Annotated in this window: 17 protein-coding genes; 8 read left to right on the forward strand and 9 right to left on the reverse strand. The window is 68.4% G+C overall.

Annotation, left to right across the window (positions count from 1 at the left end):
* On the forward strand, positions 1–503 hold a 503-nt coding region (locus ABZW60_RS41110; RefSeq protein ID WP_355486105.1), incomplete at its 5' end, for a hypothetical protein.
* A 941-nt stretch (positions 504–1,444) separates the two neighbouring features.
* Positions 1,445–2,350: a phosphorothioated DNA-binding restriction endonuclease gene (locus ABZW60_RS41115; RefSeq protein ID WP_355486106.1), complete on the forward strand. Its 906-nt coding sequence runs from the start codon at positions 1,445–1,447 to the stop codon at positions 2,348–2,350.
* 125 nt (positions 2,351–2,475) lie between these two features.
* Here the strand turns inward: ABZW60_RS41115 and ABZW60_RS41120 are convergent, their stop codons facing one another.
* Complete coding sequence (locus tag ABZW60_RS41120; RefSeq protein WP_355486107.1) at positions 2,476–3,750, reverse strand: adenylate/guanylate cyclase domain-containing protein; 1,275 nt, start codon at positions 3,748–3,750, stop codon at positions 2,476–2,478.
* 98 nt (positions 3,751–3,848) lie between these two features.
* Between ABZW60_RS41120 and ABZW60_RS41125 the strand changes: the two genes are divergently transcribed.
* The gene (locus tag ABZW60_RS41125) at positions 3,849–4,385 is read left to right on the forward strand and encodes a DUF664 domain-containing protein (RefSeq protein ID WP_355486108.1); all 537 of its coding nucleotides are present in this window, start codon (positions 3,849–3,851) and stop codon (positions 4,383–4,385) included.
* Between the two features lie 45 nt (positions 4,386–4,430).
* Here ABZW60_RS41125 and dnaG read toward each other — a convergent pair whose 3' ends face one another.
* The gene (gene dnaG / locus ABZW60_RS41130) at positions 4,431–6,320 is read right to left on the reverse strand and encodes a DNA primase (protein ID WP_355486109.1); all 1,890 of its coding nucleotides are present in this window, start codon (positions 6,318–6,320) and stop codon (positions 4,431–4,433) included.
* A 56-nt stretch (positions 6,321–6,376) separates the two neighbouring features.
* Positions 6,377–7,486, reverse strand: a complete 1,110-nt coding sequence (locus tag ABZW60_RS41135; protein WP_355486110.1) for an alpha/beta fold hydrolase — start codon at positions 7,484–7,486, stop codon at positions 6,377–6,379.
* A gap of 115 nt (positions 7,487–7,601) precedes the next feature.
* Between ABZW60_RS41135 and ABZW60_RS41140 the strand changes: the two genes are divergently transcribed.
* Complete coding sequence (locus tag ABZW60_RS41140) at positions 7,602–8,444, forward strand: biopolymer transporter Tol (protein ID WP_355486111.1); 843 nt, start codon at positions 7,602–7,604, stop codon at positions 8,442–8,444.
* Here ABZW60_RS41140 and ABZW60_RS41145 read toward each other — a convergent pair.
* Positions 8,441–9,682: an FAD/NAD(P)-binding oxidoreductase gene (locus tag ABZW60_RS41145; RefSeq protein WP_355486112.1), complete on the reverse strand. Its 1,242-nt coding sequence runs from the start codon at positions 9,680–9,682 to the stop codon at positions 8,441–8,443. The genes ABZW60_RS41140 and ABZW60_RS41145 overlap by 4 nt on opposite strands.
* Before the next feature lie 98 nt (positions 9,683–9,780).
* Here ABZW60_RS41145 and ABZW60_RS41150 point away from each other — a divergent pair, with 98 nt between their 5' ends.
* Positions 9,781–11,652 carry a sialidase family protein gene (locus ABZW60_RS41150; protein ID WP_355486113.1) on the forward strand — a complete coding sequence of 624 codons (1,872 nt, stop codon included), beginning with the start codon at positions 9,781–9,783 and terminating at the stop codon, positions 11,650–11,652.
* Here ABZW60_RS41150 and ABZW60_RS41155 read toward each other — a convergent pair.
* From ABZW60_RS41155 to ABZW60_RS41165, 3 genes are all read right to left on the reverse strand, one after another.
* Positions 11,614–12,843, reverse strand: coding sequence for a deoxyguanosinetriphosphate triphosphohydrolase (locus ABZW60_RS41155; protein ID WP_355486114.1), 1,230 nt, complete (start codon positions 12,841–12,843; stop codon positions 11,614–11,616). The genes ABZW60_RS41150 and ABZW60_RS41155 overlap by 39 nt on opposite strands.
* Before the next feature lie 47 nt (positions 12,844–12,890).
* Positions 12,891–13,313 (reverse strand): nuclear transport factor 2 family protein, encoded by a 423-nt coding sequence (locus ABZW60_RS41160; protein WP_355486115.1) that lies wholly within the window; start codon positions 13,311–13,313, stop codon positions 12,891–12,893.
* A gap of 75 nt (positions 13,314–13,388) precedes the next feature.
* Entirely contained in the window at positions 13,389–13,991 is a 603-nt protein-coding gene (locus ABZW60_RS41165) for a dihydrofolate reductase family protein (protein WP_355486116.1), read from the reverse strand.
* A gap of 73 nt (positions 13,992–14,064) precedes the next feature.
* Between ABZW60_RS41165 and ABZW60_RS41170 the strand changes: the two genes are divergently transcribed.
* Positions 14,065–14,604: a helix-turn-helix domain-containing protein gene (locus ABZW60_RS41170; protein WP_355486117.1), complete on the forward strand. Its 540-nt coding sequence runs from the start codon at positions 14,065–14,067 to the stop codon at positions 14,602–14,604.
* Entirely contained in the window at positions 14,601–15,854 is a 1,254-nt protein-coding gene (locus ABZW60_RS41175; RefSeq protein WP_355486118.1) for an MFS transporter, read from the forward strand. The genes ABZW60_RS41170 and ABZW60_RS41175 overlap by 4 nt, the downstream gene beginning before the upstream one ends.
* Here ABZW60_RS41175 and ABZW60_RS41180 read toward each other — a convergent pair.
* A complete protein-coding gene (locus ABZW60_RS41180) occupies positions 15,794–16,420 on the reverse strand; it encodes a TetR/AcrR family transcriptional regulator (RefSeq protein ID WP_355486119.1) in 627 nt (208 codons plus the stop codon). The genes ABZW60_RS41175 and ABZW60_RS41180 overlap by 61 nt on opposite strands.
* A 122-nt stretch (positions 16,421–16,542) precedes the next feature.
* On the opposite strand from ABZW60_RS41180, the gene ABZW60_RS41185 reads away from it, so the two are divergent.
* Positions 16,543–17,400 carry an alpha/beta hydrolase gene (locus tag ABZW60_RS41185; RefSeq protein ID WP_355486145.1) on the forward strand — a complete coding sequence of 286 codons (858 nt, stop codon included), beginning with the start codon at positions 16,543–16,545 and terminating at the stop codon, positions 17,398–17,400.
* Here ABZW60_RS41185 and ABZW60_RS41190 read toward each other — a convergent pair.
* Positions 17,365–18,891: a UDP-N-acetylglucosamine 1-carboxyvinyltransferase gene (locus ABZW60_RS41190; RefSeq protein ID WP_355486120.1), complete on the reverse strand. Its 1,527-nt coding sequence runs from the start codon at positions 18,889–18,891 to the stop codon at positions 17,365–17,367. The genes ABZW60_RS41185 and ABZW60_RS41190 overlap by 36 nt on opposite strands.
* Positions 18,892–19,038: the final 147 nt, after the last annotated feature.

A 19,038-nucleotide genomic window follows, 5' to 3' on the forward strand; every position in this document is an offset into this window, starting at 1 on the left:
TGAGAGATTCCTCGAAGAATCACGCGGTGACCGCACCCACGTCCACACCCGGGCCGGCCACCACCACGTCGTACACCACTCTGCTGGACGCAACTACCATCGAACGGATGATCTGCATGAGAGGGCTTCTCGCTCAGGTCGTTGCGACAAGGCAACTCCAGCCAGAGCCTGTTGCCACCGATGCATTGGTGCACCTTCTTGGATACTCACGGGGTGCGCGCGCCGCGCTGGGCAATCTCCTAAGTGAGCTATGCCCTGGCGCATCCATTGGCCCGTTAACCTATACGGGGCAAATGGTCGCCGAAGCCGACCCCGGCCGGCCAGACATTGTCGGTGAAGACGCCAGTAGCATCAGGATCGTTATCGAGGCCAAATTCGATGCGGAACTGACCGCAGCGCAACTCGGTCAGAGCTATCTCGACCGGCTCCCGGTCAATCAGCCTGGGCGCTCGTGTTCCTGGCACCGGGAGACCGACTGCCTGCGTTGTGGCCACGCCTGCTAGCTGGACCCGCGCAACTGTCGCACCACGAGATGCTCCAGGCGGCGAGTGAGAACGCCGCTGCCCTCAGACACCAACTCACAGATGGTCGGGTGCTCGCAGCAGTGTCATGGACGCGGCTCTTGGCTGCGGTCCGGCTTGCCATCGAAAACGACTCAGAGACTGATGCGCTTAGTGATCTCGCACAAATCGAAGGCTTGGTGGAGTGGCGTACCAGGACGGGGTGGACGCCACTGCTTCCAGGGGACCTGCCCGAAAGGGCCGGGCGCCAACTTACGGTTCTGCGCGACATCCTGCTGCGGTCGGCGGCATCGGCATCTGGCAACAAGGTCAGGAACGGCTCGGGAGACTTCGGCCCGGGGCGCTGGGTCCAGAGCGCCGGTGGTCGAACATTCTGGACAGGACTCTGGCTCAGGGGATGGAGCAGCTTTGGCATATCTCCGCTATGGGCGACGGTAGAGGCCACAGATTCTCTTGGCATCAACGGACTCGAGATTGCGCTCGGCCAACTCAAGGCACCAAACGGACCGGGTCTCTATCGATCCGACGCAAGGACTTATGCGGTTCCTCTGATCGTGCCGATGGGATCCGAACACGAGGAAACAGCAGCGGCTCTTGAGACGCAATTATGCCGCCTGTCCGGCCTGCTCGATGCGATGAATACTTCGACGGCGGTCTCGCCTGTCGACCATGAGGGGAACCGACCAGCGGACCTCTGACTGACGGCAGTCCTAATCCGCGTGAGACCACATTCGAGCCGCGCAACCACACGCGGCGGAATGAAGGGCGGCGCGATGCCATGGACTCAGTCGTCGCTCGGCGTCGGCGCGTGACAGGTCGGCCCACCATGGACGCGTGGGCCGGCGCGACTCATGACGCCAGTTTGCCTCATAAACCCTCTCACGCAAGGGCGTGCTGCTGCTGCGGTCTGGCAGGGTTGGGCTATGGCGAATGAGAGCCCAGTCGACGTTGTGCTGGAGCGTCTGTCAACGCTCCGTCAGGCTCGTAACGACGGCAGGCGCATGCCGCACAAACCTCTGCTCGTACTGCTAGCCCTGGCCCGTTTCGCCGAATTTGGCAGTAGCGCATTACCTTGGTCCGCTGCCCAGGAGGAACTCGGCGGACTGATCGCGGAGTTCGGTCCTCCAACGAGAACGGGTCGACGCCAGTCTGCCGCGTACCCGTTTACGCGACTGCGGTCGGATGGAATATGGAACCTTGATCGGGACGTGCCGATGGACAAGGTCGGGCCGCTTGATGCGGCACCGGTAACCGGCCGCCTGGACACTTCTATTGAGGATGCCCTGCGTGTGGCTGGCGTGATAGAGGCCGCCGCGAGAGCACTGGTCGAAAGTCAATTCCCTACGACAGTCGCGTCTGACGTTGTCGCCGCGGTTGGGCTGGATCCCGACGTGATCCTGGGCTCAGCGCTTGGCGTCTACGCGAATTCGCGGCCTCGGCGAAGTAGAGCGTGGCCGTCCCTGATTCTTGCAGCCTGGGACTACCAATGTGCCTTCTGCGGCTACGACGGACGGCTCGGCTCGTCATGTGTAGGCCTCGAGGCAGCGCACGTGCGTTGGTTCAATCTCGGTGGGCCAGATGCGGTGGATAACGGCCTATCGCTCTGCTCGCTCCACCACAAGTTGTTCGACCGGGGAGCTCTTGGCCTGGATTCAAACCAGCGGGTGATGGTGTCGGCCCAGTTCTCGGCTCGGGTTGAGGCTGCCCGGCGGGTCTACGATCTTCATGGTCACGAGCTCCGTCCTCGAAGGGGCACGCTCCTGCCTGCCGAGGCGTATACCGATTGGCATCGACACCAAGTTTTCAAGGGAGAGCCGCTAACAGACTGAGCAAGCTAGCAACTGCAGCCGTCGCGGAGTCCACATGCCGCACTCCGGGCAGGTGACCAGCCGAGCGCAAGCCAGATCGAGGAAGCTGGCAAGACGGATTTCGGCAGATGCACTACCAGGTGATGTCAGTGGTCCAGGAAGAAGGTCTGCATGGGGCCTTTGCCTTTGACGTCGATGGTGCCTCGGGGGTGAGTGGTGAAGTCAGGGCTCAGGGTGGCGGCTGCTCGGGCGGTTAGTTGGATGGTGCCTGGTTGGCCGTGGGATTCCATGCGGCTGGCGGTGTTGACGGTGTCGCCCCAGAGGTCGTAGATGAACTTGCGGCGGCCGATGACGCCGGCGACTACAGGGCCTGAGTCGATGCCGATGCGGATCGCCAGCCATTCTTGGCCTGGGAGGGTGGAGAGGCGGGCTACCTCGTCGCGGAGGGCGAGTGCCGTACGGGCGACGGCTGCCAGGTGGTCGGGCCGTGGGTTCGGTAGGCCGCCGACCAGCATGTACGCGTCGCCGATGGTTTTGATCTTCTCGACACCCTCGGCGTCGGCGATGCGGTCGAACGCGGAGAAGACCTGGTCCAGCAGGGTTACCACGTCGGCCGCTGCCATCACCGCTGAGTGGGTGGTGAAGTCGACCAGGTCGGCGAAGAGGACGCTGACCGAGTCGTAGTGTTCGGCGATGACTCCTGGCCCCGTTTTGAGGCGGTCGGCGATCGGCTGCGGGAGGACGTTCAGCAGGAGGTGTTCGGAGCGTTCGCGTTCGGCTTCGAGGGCTCGGTGGGCGCGTTCGCGCTGCTCGACGAAGTAGCCGAGCATGACGTACGCGCTCACCATCGTTCCCGCGACGTTCATCACCAGGAACGTGACGACGAAGCCGGACGGCAGTTCCGACGGCGACTCCGCGAGCCTGGAGTCGACGAGGCCGAGCACGAACAGTTCGAGCAGGAACGCGATCAGCCACGGTACGGAGCGCCGGATGCCGAGCAACGCCAGCGCGGCCAGCGGCGTGAACACCGCCCAGAGGATCATCGCGCTCGAGGCGACGAAACCGCCGAGTGAGACCTGCAGCAGCGCCGGCAGGATCAGGAACGCCAGCAGTTGCGTGGTGCGGAAGATCGCGAACCGTCGCGTGCGTGCCAGGACCGCCAGGCCGACGATCGTGACCAGCTGGTAGAAGGCGGGGATCGCGGCCGAGACCGGGTCGCCGTACGCGAGGTAGGTCGTCACCCAGATCGTGGAGATCACCGTGATCAGCAGCGACGAGAAGATGAGCGTGCCTTGGCGGAGGCGCTCGTCGTGGGTGTCCTCCGGTCGCGCGCCGAGGTCGGCCAGTCGCTCCAGCCAGCGGACACGGGACCGCCCGGCGCCACGCCCGCGGACGCCGGCCTGGAGCCAGGAACCGGTCACGTCAGCAGCGTAGGCTCGCAACCCGCCGCCGACATCCTCCAGAGCTGCGTTCAATCGGCTGATCAGGGCAGGCTTGGGGACTTGACGAGGGAGTGGATATGGAGTGGAGGGATTTGCCGTACGAGGCTTCTCCGCGGGGTGGGGAGGTGGAGATGTTGCAGTTCGCGCTGGATCGGGTGCGGCAGCAGTTCGCCTGGAAGACCGGCGGGTTGGGGGCTGAGGCGTTGCGGCGGACGCATCCGCCGTCGGCGATGACGTTGGCCGGGTTGATCAAGCACATGGCGTTCGTCGAGGACGGGTTCACGGCGCGGGCGTCGGCGCAGCCGCTCGCCGCGCCGTGGGATACGAGGAGTTGGGTCGAGAACGATCGGTGGGGGTGGGAGTCGGCGGTCGCTGATGCTCCGGAGGAGTTGTACGCGCTCTGGTACGGCGCGGCTGCGCGTTCTCGTACGGCTTGGCAGGCGCTGAGCGCGGACGGCGGGCTGGATGTGGTGATCGAGGACCCGGATCCGATGTGGTCGGCCAATCGGCGGATGATCGCGTTCGATCTGCTTGAGGAGTACTTGAAGCACACCGGACACGCGGACGTGCTGCGCGAAGCGGTCGATGGGGTGACGGGGAACGATCCTGACTGACCTCGAGCGATCTCTGCGCGATTCGTACAGAGTCCGGAAGGACGACTAGATCGCGCCGGAGATGGCTCGGTTGCGGAGTTCGGCCTTGTAGGCCTCGAGGGCGATGAGTTCGCCGAACATGCGGTTGTACTCGTCGGCGCGCTCGATCGGGTTCGTTCGCTGGAGTTTCGACTTCAGATCCTGGATGCGGCGCGCGCAGGTCAGCTCCTGCAGCCGCGCCAGCAGCGCGAGTGCGTACGGCTCGTCGGGCTCGCGACCCAGCCGCAGCGGGTCGACGGCGAGCGCGCCGACGACCGCGGCCGCGGGATCGTTGCCGACGGCGTCGCGAACGCCGACCACCCAGGCTTCGCCGGGCGGTGCGGTGGACGGGCCGCCGATCTTCGCCATCGCGGCCCGGACCGCCGCCAGCCACGGGTGCGTGAAGTCGTGGTCGTCGAGCTCGTCGAACGCGACCCCGACCAGCGCCGGATGCTGCATCGCGACCTTCAGCACGTCCCACTCGATCACGAACCGCTGGTCGCGCGGCGACGGCACGTCGTTCCTGACGACCTGCTGCGCGACGGCCTGCTGGTTGCCCGCCGGCTGGCCCTGTGCCCCGGCCCGGGAGGCCGCGCGATACACCTCCGCGCGGACCTGCTCCTCGTCCATGCCGAGTCGCCCGGCCAGCTCCAGCGAGAAGGACGTCACCTTCGACTTGTCGCGGATGCGGGCGACCAGCGGTGCGGCTTCGCGCAACGCGTCGATCCGGCTGTCGGCCCGGTCGAGGTCGTAGCGGGACAAGATGTTGGTGAGGACGAAGCGGTACAGCGGCACCCGGCGGCCGATCAGCTCGCGCACCGCGGCGTCGCCCTTCTCGAGGCGGAGGTCGCACGGGTCGAGACCGTCCGGCTCCACCGCGACGTACGTCTGGGCGGCGAACGCCTGGTCGCCCTCGAAGGCCTTGAGCGCGGCGCGCTGGCCGGCCGCGTCACCGTCGAAGGTGAAGATCACCTCGCCGCGGAACTGGTCGTGGTCCAGCAGCAGCTGCCGCAGCACCCGCGCGTGGTCGTCGCCGAACGACGTACCGCAGGTGGCGACCGCGGTCTGCACGCCCGCGAGGTGACACGCCATCACGTCGGTGTAGCCCTCGACGACGACGGCCTGGCGGCCCTTCGCGATCTCGCGGCGGGCCAGGTCCACGCCGTACAGGACCTTGGACTTCTTGTAGATCGGCGTCTCGGGGGTGTTCAGGTACTTCGCTTCGATCCGGTCGTCGTCGAACAACCGGCGCGCGCCGAACCCGATCACGTCGGACGACGCGTCCCGGATCGGCCACATCAGCCGGCCGCGGAACCGGTCGTACAGCCCGCGCTGCCCGTCGGCGGCCAGGCCGGACGCGACCAACTCGGCGTTCGTGAAACCGCGACCGCGCAGGTGGCTGACCAGCGCCTCGCCGCCGCGCGGCGAGAACCCGACCCCGAACTGCACCGCGGCGTCCTTGTCGAAGCCGCGCTTGTCCAGGAACTGCCGTCCGAGCGCGGCCTCGGGCGCGCCGAACAGCTGGTCGACGTAGAACTCGGCCGCGACCTTGTGCGCCTCGACGAGCCGCGGCCGCTGATTCCCCGGGCCGCGCTGCACCGGCGCGCCCGAGTCCTCGTACCGCAGCTGGATGCCGACCTTGGCGGCCAGCGTCTCGACCGCCTCGGAGAAGGTGATCTGGTCGACCTTCTGGATGAAGTCGATGACGTCGCCGCCCTCTTGGCAGCCGAAGCAGTAGAAGAAGCCACGCGACGGCGTGACGTTGAACGACGGCGACTTCTCGTCATGGAACGGGCAGAGGCCCTTCAGGTTGCCCCCGCCGGCGTTCTTCAAGGTCACGTACGAGCCGACGACGTCGTCGATCCGGGCCCGCTCGCGCACCAGCGCGATGTCCTCTTCCTTGATCCGGCCTGCCACCCCGTGAGTCTACGATCATCGGCAACCGAACTTGCCCGCGGGACGACGAACCGGGTCTAACCGAGCAGACCGGAGTCGAAGAAGGCGATCACCCGCTGCTCCCACTGCCCCGGCTCGACCCGGAGTCCTTGGGTGTGACCGGCGTCCGGTACGACCCACAGCTGGACGGAACGAGGCGAGCCGGACTGGATGTACCGGTCCGCATTTTCCTCGTCCGGCAGCGCACCCGCGGCGATGAGCAGTACCGGGCGCGGCGCGACCGCCGCGGCAGCGTTGCGCAACGAGGTCGGCTTGTGCGCCGGCGTGAGCAGGTCGGCGACGCCGTAGGTCAGCCTGTCGATGCCTTCCTGCAGCGCGCCCCTCCAGCCGTACTCGTCAGAGAGCCACTCGCGATCCGCAGGCGCGCGGCTGGTGGCGCCCTCCGCGACGACCGCGTGGATCCGCGGGTCTTGGGCGGCCGCGCCGAGCGCTTCCTCGCCGCCCATCGACAGGCCGAGCGCGCCGATGCCGGCGTGGACGTCCGGCCGGCTCTGCAGATACGACACGGCCGCGCTGACGTCCTCATCGCCGTACCAGCCGAAGTCCATCGCCCGGCCCGCGCTCCGCCCGTGTCCCCGGGCGTCGAAGACCAGTACGCCGTACCCGTGCCGTGCCAGGACGACGGCTTGATCGAGAGCGTCCGTCCGTGTCGATCCGGCGCCGTGGAGCACGACGACCGCGGCTCCGTTGGTCGAAGGGAGGTACCAGCCCGACAGCCTCACGCCGTCGCTGGTCTCGAACGCGGCGTCGGAGTAGGTCAATCCCCACCGGGCCGGCGCGCTCGATCCGATCGCTGTGCGGGGCACCTGTGTCGCCGCCACGGCCTGGCCGAGCGACAAGGCCGCGACGAGCACGAACACCACCAAAACCGGTACGACGAGGAGCCGCCACCAGCCACGCACCCGTCGTACGACAACGACCGCGGCGAACCCGGTCAACGTCAGGCCGGTCACCAGGGCCACCAACCCGAGGGCAGCACCACCGGCGGAGCCGGCCTTCAGATGCGGGAGCCCGAGCCCGATCCCGACGGACAGCGTGACCGCGCCGGCCACGAACGCGAGCACGGCGGACAGCGCGCCCTCGGGACGGGCGTCGACCGGCCGCGGCATCGACGTCTTCGTTGCCACCAGCATCCACCTCTCCGGATTCACCGTACGCAGCGGGCCGACGGCGGAGCAGGGCCAGAGGTCCCGCGGCGGACAGCCGTCCGGAACCGGCGTTCGGTGCCATAAGTTGGTGGTCATGCCACGCACACTGCGACCAGGTCAGCGCGCCGAGCTCTACGTCGTCGACGTCACCTCGGGCGAACACCGACTCGTCTTCAGCTCGGACACCGTGCTCTTCGAGGCCCCCAACTGGACGCCCGACGGGCAGCTCATCGTCAACGGCGACGGCGGGCTCTTCCGGGTCGGGGACGAGCTGGAGGAGATCGAACTCGGCGGTGTTCCTCCGATCAACAACGACCACGTGGTGAGTCCGGACGGGCGGACCGTGTACGTGTCCGCGAACGACGGGCACATCTACGCGGTGCCGATCGAAGGCGGAGCGGGCCGCCGCGTGACGAACGATCGCGGGCCGGGGTTCCACCACTACCTGCACGGGGTCTCGCCGGACGGTGCGACACTCGCGTACATCGGGCTCGAGTGGGTCGGCGAGCGGCGGATCACCAACGTGTGGACGATCCCGAGCGCCGGCGGGGCCGACGTCCAGGTGACCGACGACGAGTTCGCCGACGACGGGTCGGAGTACGGCCCGGACGGCGAGTGGATCTACTTCAACTCCGAGCGCGCCGGCCAGGCCCAGCTGTTCCGGATCCGGGACGGTCACGTCGAGCAACTGACCGACGACGAGCGGGTCAACTGGTTCCCGCACCCGGCGCCGGACGGGTCGGCGATCGCGTACGTGAGCTTCCCGCCCGGTACCGAAGGCCATCCCGCCGACGTCGACGACGTGCGCCTGCGTCTCCTCACCCAGGACGGCGAGGTCCGCGAGCTGACGAGCCTGTTCGGCGGCCAGGGCACGATGAACGTGCCGAGCTGGTCGCCGGACAGCGCGTCGTTCGCCTACGTCACCTACCCGCTCTAGACCTCGGCGAGGTCGACCGAGGTGTCGGCCAGGCGGGCCGGGTCGACCTGCTTGCCCGAGCGGATCAGGCTCTGCACCGCATCGATGGCGCCCCACGTGTTGACGTGCATGCCGGCCAGCACGTGGTGGTCGTCGGAGAGCCAGAACGCGACATAGGCGCCGGACTTCGGGTCACCACGCAGGACGACCTGGTACGACGTGCCGCGCGGGACGTCCCCGGCGTACTCCATCCCGAGGTCGAACTGGTCGGTGAAGAAGAACGGGATCGCGTCGTGCGCCACGTCCTCCCCGAGCATCGCCCTGGCGGCCGACGCGCCGGTGTCCTTCGCGTTCTGCCAGTGCTCGACGCGGACGAACCGGCCGAACAGCGGGTGGTCCCAGCGGACCACGTCGCCGGCCGCGTACACGTCGGCGACCGAGGTCTGCAGGTCCGCGCCGGTGACGATGCCCGACCCGTTGTCGCGGGTCGCGACCTCGATGCCGGCCTCCTCGGCGAGCTCGGTGTTCGGCTGGACGCCGACCCCGACCACCACCAGGTCCGCCGGAATCACCTCACCGCCGCTCACCCGGACCCCGGTGACCTTGTCGGTCCCCTCGAAGCCGTCCACGCCCGTCCCGAACCGGAACTGCACGCCGTGCTGCCGGTGGAACTCGGCGAACAGCTCACCGACCTCCTCGCCGAGCACGGACGCCAGCGCGGTGGACTGCGGCTCGACGACCGTGACCTCGCAGCCGCGTTCGCGGGCGGCCGATGCCGCCTCCAGGCCGATCCACCCCGCACCGACCACGACGACGCGCGGCTTCGCGGCGTACGCGTCGGTCAGCGTCTGCGCCTCCTCGGCCGTCCGCAGGTAGTGCACCCCGGGCAGGTCGGCGCCCGGTACGTCGAGCTTGCGCACGCGGCTACCCGTCGCGATCAGCAGCTTCGTGTACGGCACCTGTGAACCGTCGTCGAGCGTGACCGTGTGCGCGGCCGGGTCGATCGCGGTGACCGTGGTGCCGAGCCGCAGGTCGATGGAGTTGTCGTCGTACCACTGCTGGTCGTGCAGTTGTGCCGACGAGGTCTCGTCCTTGCCGAGCAGGACGCCCTTCGACAACGGAGGTCGCTCGTAGGGCAGCGACTGCTCGCTGCCGATCAGCACGACGGCGCCGCTCCAGCCGTCCTTCCGAAGGGTCTCGGCGGCGGTCGCCCCCGCAAGACTTGCACCGACGATCACGATCTGCTCTGCATCAGCCATGCAACGAACCTTAGTCCTCGCCGACCCCTTGCCGCGGGCGACGCGAGTCGCTACTTTTGCGCGGACATAATACGTCCTATGTCCTCTCCGGGAGAGCCATGCGCGTACGCACACCAGGCCGTCTCGCGGCCGCCGCCCTACTGGTGTTCACCAACCTCACCAGCGTCACCGCCCCGACCGCTCACGCCGGCGAAGCCGCTCCCTTCGTCGAGGACGGCGTGCTGTTCCAGCAGAAGACCGAGGGCTACTCGTGCTTCCGGATCCCGGCCGTCGTGCACGCGACGAACGGCGACGTGCTCGCGTTCGCCGAGGGCCGCGTCGCGGACTGCGGCGACGACGGCGACATCGACATCGTGCTGCGCCGGTCGACCGACGGCGGCAGGACGTGGGGACCGGTGCAGGTGGTGTCCGACGGCAACGGCGGCACGCACGGCAACCCGGTGCCGATTGTTGACAATCAGACTGGCCGGATTGTCCTCGTGACGACACACAACGGCCCGGAGCCCTGTACGAACGGCTGCGACCGCGATCCGTACGTCCAGACCAGCGACGACTTCGGCGCGACCTGGACCGCGCCTCGCGAGCTGACCGACGCGAAGCGGCCGAGCTGGAACTTCTGGTACGCCACCGGCCCCATGCACGGCATCCAGCTCGAGCACGGCCCGCACGCCGGCCGGCTGATCGTCGGCGCGAGCTTCGAGACGTACGACGGCGTAGGCCCGCATGTCTACGGCACACACCTGCTGTACTCCGATGACGCCGGCGAGACGTGGCACATCGGGGCGACGACGTCCCGCGACGACGGGACGGTGATCGCGCAGGAGGTCACCGTGGTCGAGCGCGAGAACGGGCAGATCTACGCCCTGGCGCGGGAACGTGGCACCGATCCCGGGAACCGCGCGTACGCGGTCAGCAGCGACGGCGGGGCCAGCTTCGACGCGCCGTTCCGGACGATCCCGAAGCTGGTGATGCCCGACGTCCAAGGGTCGTTGCTGCGGTTCGGCACGCACCGGATCCTGTTCTCGGCGCCGGCGCATCCGGCCGCGCGTGAGGTGATGACGGTGCGGTCGTCGTACGACGAGGCGCGGTCGTTCGGGACGTGGGAGCAGGGGAAGGTCTTCTACTGGGGGCCGTCGGCGTACTCCGACATGGTTCGGCTGGACGGGGATCAGGCCGGGCTGCTGTACGAGGCCGGGGTCGCGAATCCGTACGAGTCGATCCGGTGGGCGCGGTTCAACGAGGCATATCTGTCGACGCCGAACGGGACACCGCCGGGCATTCCTGGTCCGCCCGCGCCGGGGCCGTTGACGCCTGATGTGGGGCCGGCACGCAACCCGGCGTACGTGCGGGGAGGGGCGACTGTTGCCGCAGGCAAGTTCGGGAACGGGCTCGCGCTGGACGGTGTCGACGACTATGTGGAGGTGCCGTTCGACCGGTCGATCGATCTGGGGGCGGACGATTTCACGCTGATGACCTGGATCAAGTACGGGGCGACGACCGGGTCACACGCGATTCTGTGGGCGTATCGGACCGGGTCGGGCAGTACGCCGCAGGTGTGGTTGCGGGCGGAGCCGGAGAGTAAGCGGATCCGGGCGTTGCTGTCGGTCGATCGGTTCAACGTGACGGTGCAGTCGGCGGCGGCGTACAACGACGACCAGTGGCATCACGTCGTGCTGCAACGGGCCGGTGGGAAGCTCCGGCTGGTGATCGACGGCGCCGAGGTCGGCTCGGCGACCGCGCCGGCCGGATCTGTCACGGCGGGCAAGGAGTTCGGCGTACAGGGCATCCACCTGGGCCAACGTGTCGACGGCGCCAACCGCTTCCACGGCGCCCTGGACGAGGTCCGCATCTACCGCCGGGCACTGACCAACGCGGAACTGGAACAGATCCGCCAGACCAACAAACCAGTCATCAACAGACTGGGCCTCGACCTACCTCTCGACGAGGTTGGTGTGCCAGGTCTGGGCTGAGGGGTCGGTCAGGGAGGCGACCTGGTCTATTACTGCGCGGAGGCGGGTTTTGTCGTCGGGGGCTTGGGTGAAGTCGGCTTTGAAAGGGGCGTCGAGGTGTTGGGGGGCCGTCTTCCACAGTGCCTCGACGAGTTCGGTGAGGAGTTCGCGTTGGGTGGCTCGGCGGGCCTGGCGTTCGGGTGAGTTGAGGACGTGGAACATGCCGACGCCCTTCAGCAGCCCGATCTCGGTACGGATGCCGTCCGGGACCACCAGATCGGCCTCGTAGCGGATCAGCCGGGAGCGGCCGAAGACCGCATGCGTCGCCTGCTCGGCCGCGGTGGCGAACCGGCCGATGAGCTGGCTGGTGAGGTCCTTCAACCCGCCCAGCGCCCGCCGGCTGTCGTCGAACGCCGCGCCCGGCCAGTAGTGCAGCGCCTTCAGCCGCGCCCACCCCTCGTCCAGCTCCGCATCGGTTGCCTCCGGCAAATACATCTGCCGGACCGTCTCCCAGTACGGCGCCGGCTCGGCGTCGACCGTGGCGAGATCGATGTGGTGCGCGACGATCCCGTCCTCGACGTCGTGCACGGAATACGCCACGTCGTCGGCGAAGTCCATCACCTGCGCCTCCAGGCAACGCCGCTCCCCCACACCCGGACGCAACCAGGTGAACACCGCGAGATCGTCGTCGTACACCCCGAACTTTCGCTCGCCGGCCCGCCGCGGCCACGGATACTTCGTCGCGGCGTCGAGGGTCGCCCGGCTCAGGTTGAGCCCGACGCTGCGCCCTTCGGCGTCGAACGTCTTCGACTCCAGCCGGGTCAGCAGCCGCAGCGTCTGCGCGTTGCCCTCGAAGCCGCCGATGTCCGCGGCGACCTGATCCAGCGCCCGCTCACCGTTGTGCCCGAACGGCGGATGGCCCAGGTCGTGCGACAGGCAGGCAGCGTCCACGATGTCCGGATCGCAGCCGAGCGTCGCCGCCAACTCCCGGCCGATCTGCGCGACCTCGAGGCTGTGCGTCAACCGGTTCCGGACGAAGTCGTCGCTGCCTGCCGTCACGACCTGCGTCTTGGCCGCCAGCCGGCGGAGCGCCGCACTGTGCAGCACGCGCGCGCGATCACGAGCGAAGGCCGTCCGCCCCGGCCGCTTGACCGGCTCGGCGACCCACCGCTCGGCATCGTGCTCGTCGTACCCCTCATGCTGCTTCCTCATCACCGCTCACAGTAGCGGCGCCCACCGACAATTCGGGCCGGGCTCTGTCAGCCCCAGCCGCCCTGGACCATCGTCTGGAACTTCCACTCACCGGCGACCTTCACGAGCAGATCGCCGTACCGGATCGGCTGCACCTTGCCCTGGTACGTCATCGTGCCGTCGCTGATCACGAACACCAGGTCCGCGGACAGGAAATGCGGCGTCCGCGTGGTCTCGAGCTTCACGTCGGCGGCGCCGCTCATCACCTGCGCCATCTGCGCGACGTACCCCGCCCGGTCGAGTTGCTCGGCCCGTCCGTTGCCCTGCCCGTCGTCCGACACCTCGTTCAGCGGGAACAGCGCGACGTCGGCCATCCCCTCGTAGTCCTGCTCCGCGGCCAAGGCGTCGTACCGCTCGAACCACGCGAGCACGCTCGCCACGTCCGCCTGGCTCGGCACGAATCCACCTGTCGTCGGCACGTTCTCGGTCAATCCCGCTCCTCACTCGCTGCAACTTCGTACAGTGTACCCAGTTTAACGGCGCGACCCGGCGCGAAGTTCCCGAGGTCAGCGAGAAACGCAGTACCGGGTCCAGAGCACGCCGTCGCGGAACACCTCGGTGCCGGCGTGCCGCAGGTCGAGGCGGCCGGTGTCGTACCACCGGTCGCCGCCGATCAGCACCGGGTGGACGAGCAGGGCGAGCTCGTCGACCAGGTCGAGCGCGAGACACGCCCGGAGCAGCGCGCCGGAGGAGTCGACCCGGATGGTCCGCACGCCTCGCCGGCCGAGGATGTCGAGCGCCTCGGCGAGGTCGACCTGGTCATAGCCGGTGATCACCTCACGCGTCGTCGCGTCCGGCGGGCGCTCGGGCGTCTGATCGGCGTACAGCGCGAGGACGCCGGACCAGTACCCGAGCTCGCGCAACGACTCCCAGCTCCGGATCCGCGCCCGCTCGTCCACCACCGCGAGCAGCGGACCCTCCGCCCGCGGACCGCGCCGCGGCGCCGCGAGCACGGCATGCTCCTGGGCGAGGATCGTCTCGGCGTCGATCAGCGTCACTTCCTCCTGCCACAGCGTCGCCAGCGCATAGAACCGCGCGAGGTCGACGTCGAATCCCGACGTCACCCCGTCCAGCGAGACCGCCAGCTGAGCCACCACATGAGGCCGCATACCGCCCAACCTAGGGACGGCCACCGACAGATTCCTGTTGCAGAGACTTCTCTGCAGAGATTACTCTGCAACTATGCGACGGATCGATGCCCGGAGTCTGCGCGGACTCGCCCACCCACTGCGGATGCGCATCCTGGAGGCCATCGAGCTCGACGGGCCGGCCACGTCGAGCACGCTGGCGACCCGGCTCGGCGAGAACACCGGGACGATCAGCTGGCACCTGCGGCTGCTCGCCGAGCACGGCTATCTCGAGGAAGACCCCGACCGCGGCACCAAGCGCGAGCGCTGGTGGCGGATCCCCGGCCGCACTGCCCTCGACCCGTCCGAGTTCCTCGACGACCCGGAGACGCGGCGTGCACTCGACGTGTACCTGCGGGATCTGGTCGAGCGCTACTACGACCGCGTCAGGACGTACGTCGACGAGGACTGGCCGGCCGAATGGCAGCAGGCGGCCGGGCTGTCGGACTGGCGCGACCTTCGCCTGACGCCCGAGCAGCTGCACAACCTCAACGAGGAGATCGCCTCGGTCATCGAGCGCTACGCCGACGGCGAGCCGGGCGAAGGATCGGAACGCGTGATCGTCCAGCTGCAGTCGTTCCCGCGGCGCTCATGAGTCTGCTCCGGACGCACCGCGACTTCCGGCTGTTCTGGGTCGGCGAAACGATCAACCGCTTCGGCAGCGCAACATCCTCGGTCGCGCTGCCGCTGGTCGCGATTTCTAGGCTCGACGCAACGACCTTCGAGGTCGGTCTGCTGACTGCGGCGTCCTGGGCGCCGTGGCTGCTGATCGGTCTGCCCACCGGCGCCTGGGTCGATCGGGTGCGGCGGCGCCCGGTCATGCTCGTGTCCTCGGCGGTCTCGGGCCTCCTGCTCGCCGCGGTACCGCTGGCAGGTGGATTGTTGACAATCCAGTTGTTGTTGATCGTCGCCGCACTCGTCGGCGCGGCCGGGGTCGTGTTCCAGACGGCGTACACCGCTTATCTCCCGACGCTGCTGGACCCCGCGGATCATGCCGAGGGCAACGCGAAGCTGCACGGCAGCGCGTCGGCCGCGCAGATCGCGGGACTCGGGTGTGGCGGGCTGCTCGTCCAGTTCGCCGGCGCGGCGAACGCTCTGCTCGTCGACGCGGCGAGCTTCCTGGTCGCCCTCGCCTGTCTCGCGGCGATCCAGTTCCGTGAACGCCGTACGGACGTCCCTCGGCGGGCCGGCGCGATCCGGGAGGGCGTCAGACTTGTCGCGCACGACGTCTGGCTGCGGACGCTGACCATCTTCGGCGCGGTCTCGAACCTCGCGTTGATGGGGTACCAGGCGATCGTCGTCGTCTTCCTGGTCCGCGAGGCCGGGCTGACGGCGGCGACGGTCGGCACGCTGGTCGCGGCCGCCTCCAGCGGTGGCGTCGCCGGTGCGTTCGTCGGACGCCAGACCATACGGTTCGGTACGGCGCGGGCTCTGCTGCTCTGCGAGCTCGGGCTGCCGACGCTTGCGTTGCTCATCCCCCTGGGCGGGACGAGCCCGTGGTTCTATCTGGTCGGCGCGTTCGGCGTGAGCCTGGGCGTGGTCGGCGGCAACGTCGTGAAGGCCACCTTCCTACAGTCGTACTGCCCGCCGGAGCTGTTCGGCCGGCTCACCGCGACGACCGCGTTCGTCAACTACGGCACGATCCCGCTCGGCGCGCTGCTCGGCGGAACGCTCGGCCAGTACCTCGGCCTGACGACGGCGCTCTGGATCACGACGGCCGGCGTACCGCTGGCCGGTCTCGTCCTGCTCGCGTCACCGATCCGTCGGCGCCGCGATCTGCCGACTCACCAGGGCACCGGCGTACCGGGGACGACGGCCGACTCCAGCCGGATCCGGACTGCCTGACGCGCACGGTCGTACCCGTTCTCGTCGTTGTGCAGGATCGAGGCGAGGTTCGCGGCCTCGTAGTACGCGTTCAGGTCGAACGCGAGCTGCACCGGGTCGTCCGCGAGCTCACCGCGCTCCACCGCCTCAGCGACAGCGGTCTCGATCAGGTCCATCCACTCCTGATGCACGGCGGCAAGGTACTCGTGCACGGCACCGTCTCGCGCGGAGAACTCGTGCGACACCTTCTGGAAGAAGCAGCCGCCCGGGAACACCCGGCTGCGCGAGTAGTCCAGCCAATGCCGGCTCAGCGCCCAGACCCGCCCGAGACCGGGCTCGATCTCGTACGCCGGGACGACGACGCTGTCCGCGTAGATCCGGCGCGCGGCCCGGACGGTCGCCAGTTGCAGCTCCTCCTTGGAGCCGAAGTGCGCGAACAGACCGCTCTTGCTGATCCCGAGCTCGGTCGCGAGCCGTCCGATCGACAGCCCCTCCAGCCCGTCCACCGATGCGATGTCGACCGCACGACGCAGCACGGCACGGCGGGTCTGGTCACCCCGCGCCAACCGTCCGTCGACTTTCTCCACGAGTCCCGATCCTAAGTGCATTGACTGCTACGCTGTTGGAAACTAATAATACGACCGTTCGTATAGTTTCCGGGAGGGTCTTCATGCAGAAGCTGGTCAGCGTCGGATTGCAGACAATCGGAGTGTTGTCACCACGACTTGGTGGGCAGCTCGCCTTCAAGCTCTGGCGTCGCCCGCTCGCCCGCGGCCGGGTCCGCCCGGACGAGCAGCTGATCCACGATGCCGCGCGTGTGGAGATTGTCGACAATGTGAAGACGTATGCGTGGGGCGACGGGCAGCGCCCGGTGCTTCTCGTCCACGGCTGGCGCTCCCGCGCCTCGCGGTACGCCGCGTTCGTCACGCGCCTGCTCGAGCTCGGCTACAGCCCGGTGTCGTACGACGCTCCCGCGCACGGCGACTCGGACGGCGACGTGGTGTCGATCCTCGGCCACCAGCGGATCATCCGCGCGCTGGAGGAACGCCACGGTCCGTTCGAGGGCGTGATCGCGCATTCCCTCGGCGTACCGTTCGCGCTCTACGCCGTCCGGGAGGGTGTCGCGGCGAAGCGGCTGGTGATGATCAGCGGCGTCGCGGACTTCGGCTACCTGGCGGACGCGTTCTGCCGCGAGCTCGGACTGGGCCCGAAGGTGAACCGCGAGCTGCGGCGGTCGATCGAGCGCGGCTACTTCGATGGCGACGACGACATCTGGACCCGGTTCTCGGTCACGACCGGGAAGGCCGAGCTCCTGGTGATCCACAACGACGAGGATGACGTCGTGGACCCGGCGCAGGCCCGGCTGCTGCTGCGCAACTACGGCGAGCGCGCGCACTTCCTGCCGACGACCGGCCTCGGCCACCGCAAGATCCTCGCGGACCCCGCGGTGATCGCCGAGGCGGTCGCCTTCCTGCAGGACGCCGACGCCCCGCAGGACCGCGCCCCGCAGGACCGCGCCCTGCAGGCCCGCTCAGATGTCCCGGAAGGTCTCGATCTGAGCGCCTAGCGAGTTCAGCCGGGTGGCGAGGTCCTCGTAGCCACGGTTGATCACGTACACGCTGCGCAGCACCGACGTCCCCTTCGCGGCCATCATCGCGATCAGCGTGACGACGGCCGGCCGGAGCGCCGGCGGGCACATGATCTCGGCGCCGGAGAAGTGCGTCGGCCCCTCGACCATCACCCGGTGCGGGTCGAGCAGCTTGACCCGGCCGCCGAGCTTGTTCAGGTCCGTCAGGTAGATCGCGCGGTTCTCGTACACCCAGTCGTGGATCAGCGTCTGCCCGGTGGCGGTCGCCGCGATCACCGCGAAGAACGGCAGGTTGTCGATGTTCAGGCCCGGGAACGGCATCGGGTGGATCTTGTCGATCGGCGCGTGCAGCTTCGACGGCCGGGTGGTCAGGTCGACGAGCCGGGTGCGGCCGTTCTCGGCCAGGTACTCGGCGCTGCGCTGGTAGTCGAGCCCCATCTCCTCCAGCAGCGCGAGCTCGATCTCGAGGAACTCCACCGGCGCCCGCCGGATGGTGATCTCGGACTTCGTGACGATCGCGGCGGTGAGCAGGCTCATCGCCTCGATCGGGTCCTCCGACGGCGCGTAGTCGACGTCCACGTCGATGTCGGGCTTGCCGTGCACGGTCAGCGTGGTGGTGCCGATCCCGTCGATCTTCACGCCGAGCAGATCGAGGTAGAAGCACAGGTCCTGGACCATGTAGTTCGGGCTGGCGTTGCGGATCACGGTGACGCCGTCGTGCCGGGCGGCGGCCATCACCGCGTTCTCGGTCACGGTGTCGCCGCGCTCGGTCAGCACGATCGGCTTGCCCGGCGCGATCGCCCGGTTCACCAGCGCGTGGTACTGCCCGCCGGTCGCCTTCACCTCGAGGCCGAACGGGCGCAGCGCGGTCAGGTGCGGCTCGACGGTGCGGGTGCCGAGGTCGCAGCCCCCGGCGTACGGCAACTCGAACGCGTCCTCGCGGTGCAGCAGCGGGCCGAGGAACATGATGATCGACCGGGTCCGGCGGGCCGCGTCGGCGTCCATCGACCCGAGGTCGAGGTGCGCCGGCGGCACGATCTCCAGGTCGCCGGCGTCGTTCAGCCAGGTGGTCCGCACGCCGATCGAGTTCAGCACCTCGAGCAGCCGGTTGACCTCTTCGATGCGGGCGACCTTGCGCAGCGTCGTCCGCCCCTTGTTCAGCAGCGAGGCACAGAGCAGCGCGACACCGGCGTTCTTGCTCGACTTGACGTCGATCGCGCCGGACAGCCGCCGGCCACCGGCGACGCGGAGGTGGACCGGACCGCCGCCGAGAGAGACAATTTCGGAGTCGAGTGCTTCGCCGATCCGGGCGAGCATCTCGAGGGTGAGGTTCTGATGACCCTTCTCGATCCTGTTCACCGCACTCTGGCTGGTGTTCAGCACTTCCGCGAGCTGCGTCTGCGTCCAGCCGCGATGCTTGCGGGCGTCCCGGATGAGATTTCCGATCCGGCTCAGGTAGTCATCGGTCATGCCCCGGACCATATCTCACATGTGAGATATCACTGCATCGACCCGCCGGTGCCAGCGTAGCGAACGTCACTCGAGGACCGGACAGGACCCATATGACCTGGTGAAACGCCCGCAGCCTACAGTTACCCCCAACTCCCGCCGCCACCC

The organism is Kribbella sp. NPDC003557 (assembly GCF_040610805.1).
GTDB lineage: Bacteria > Actinomycetota > Actinomycetes > Propionibacteriales > Kribbellaceae > Kribbella.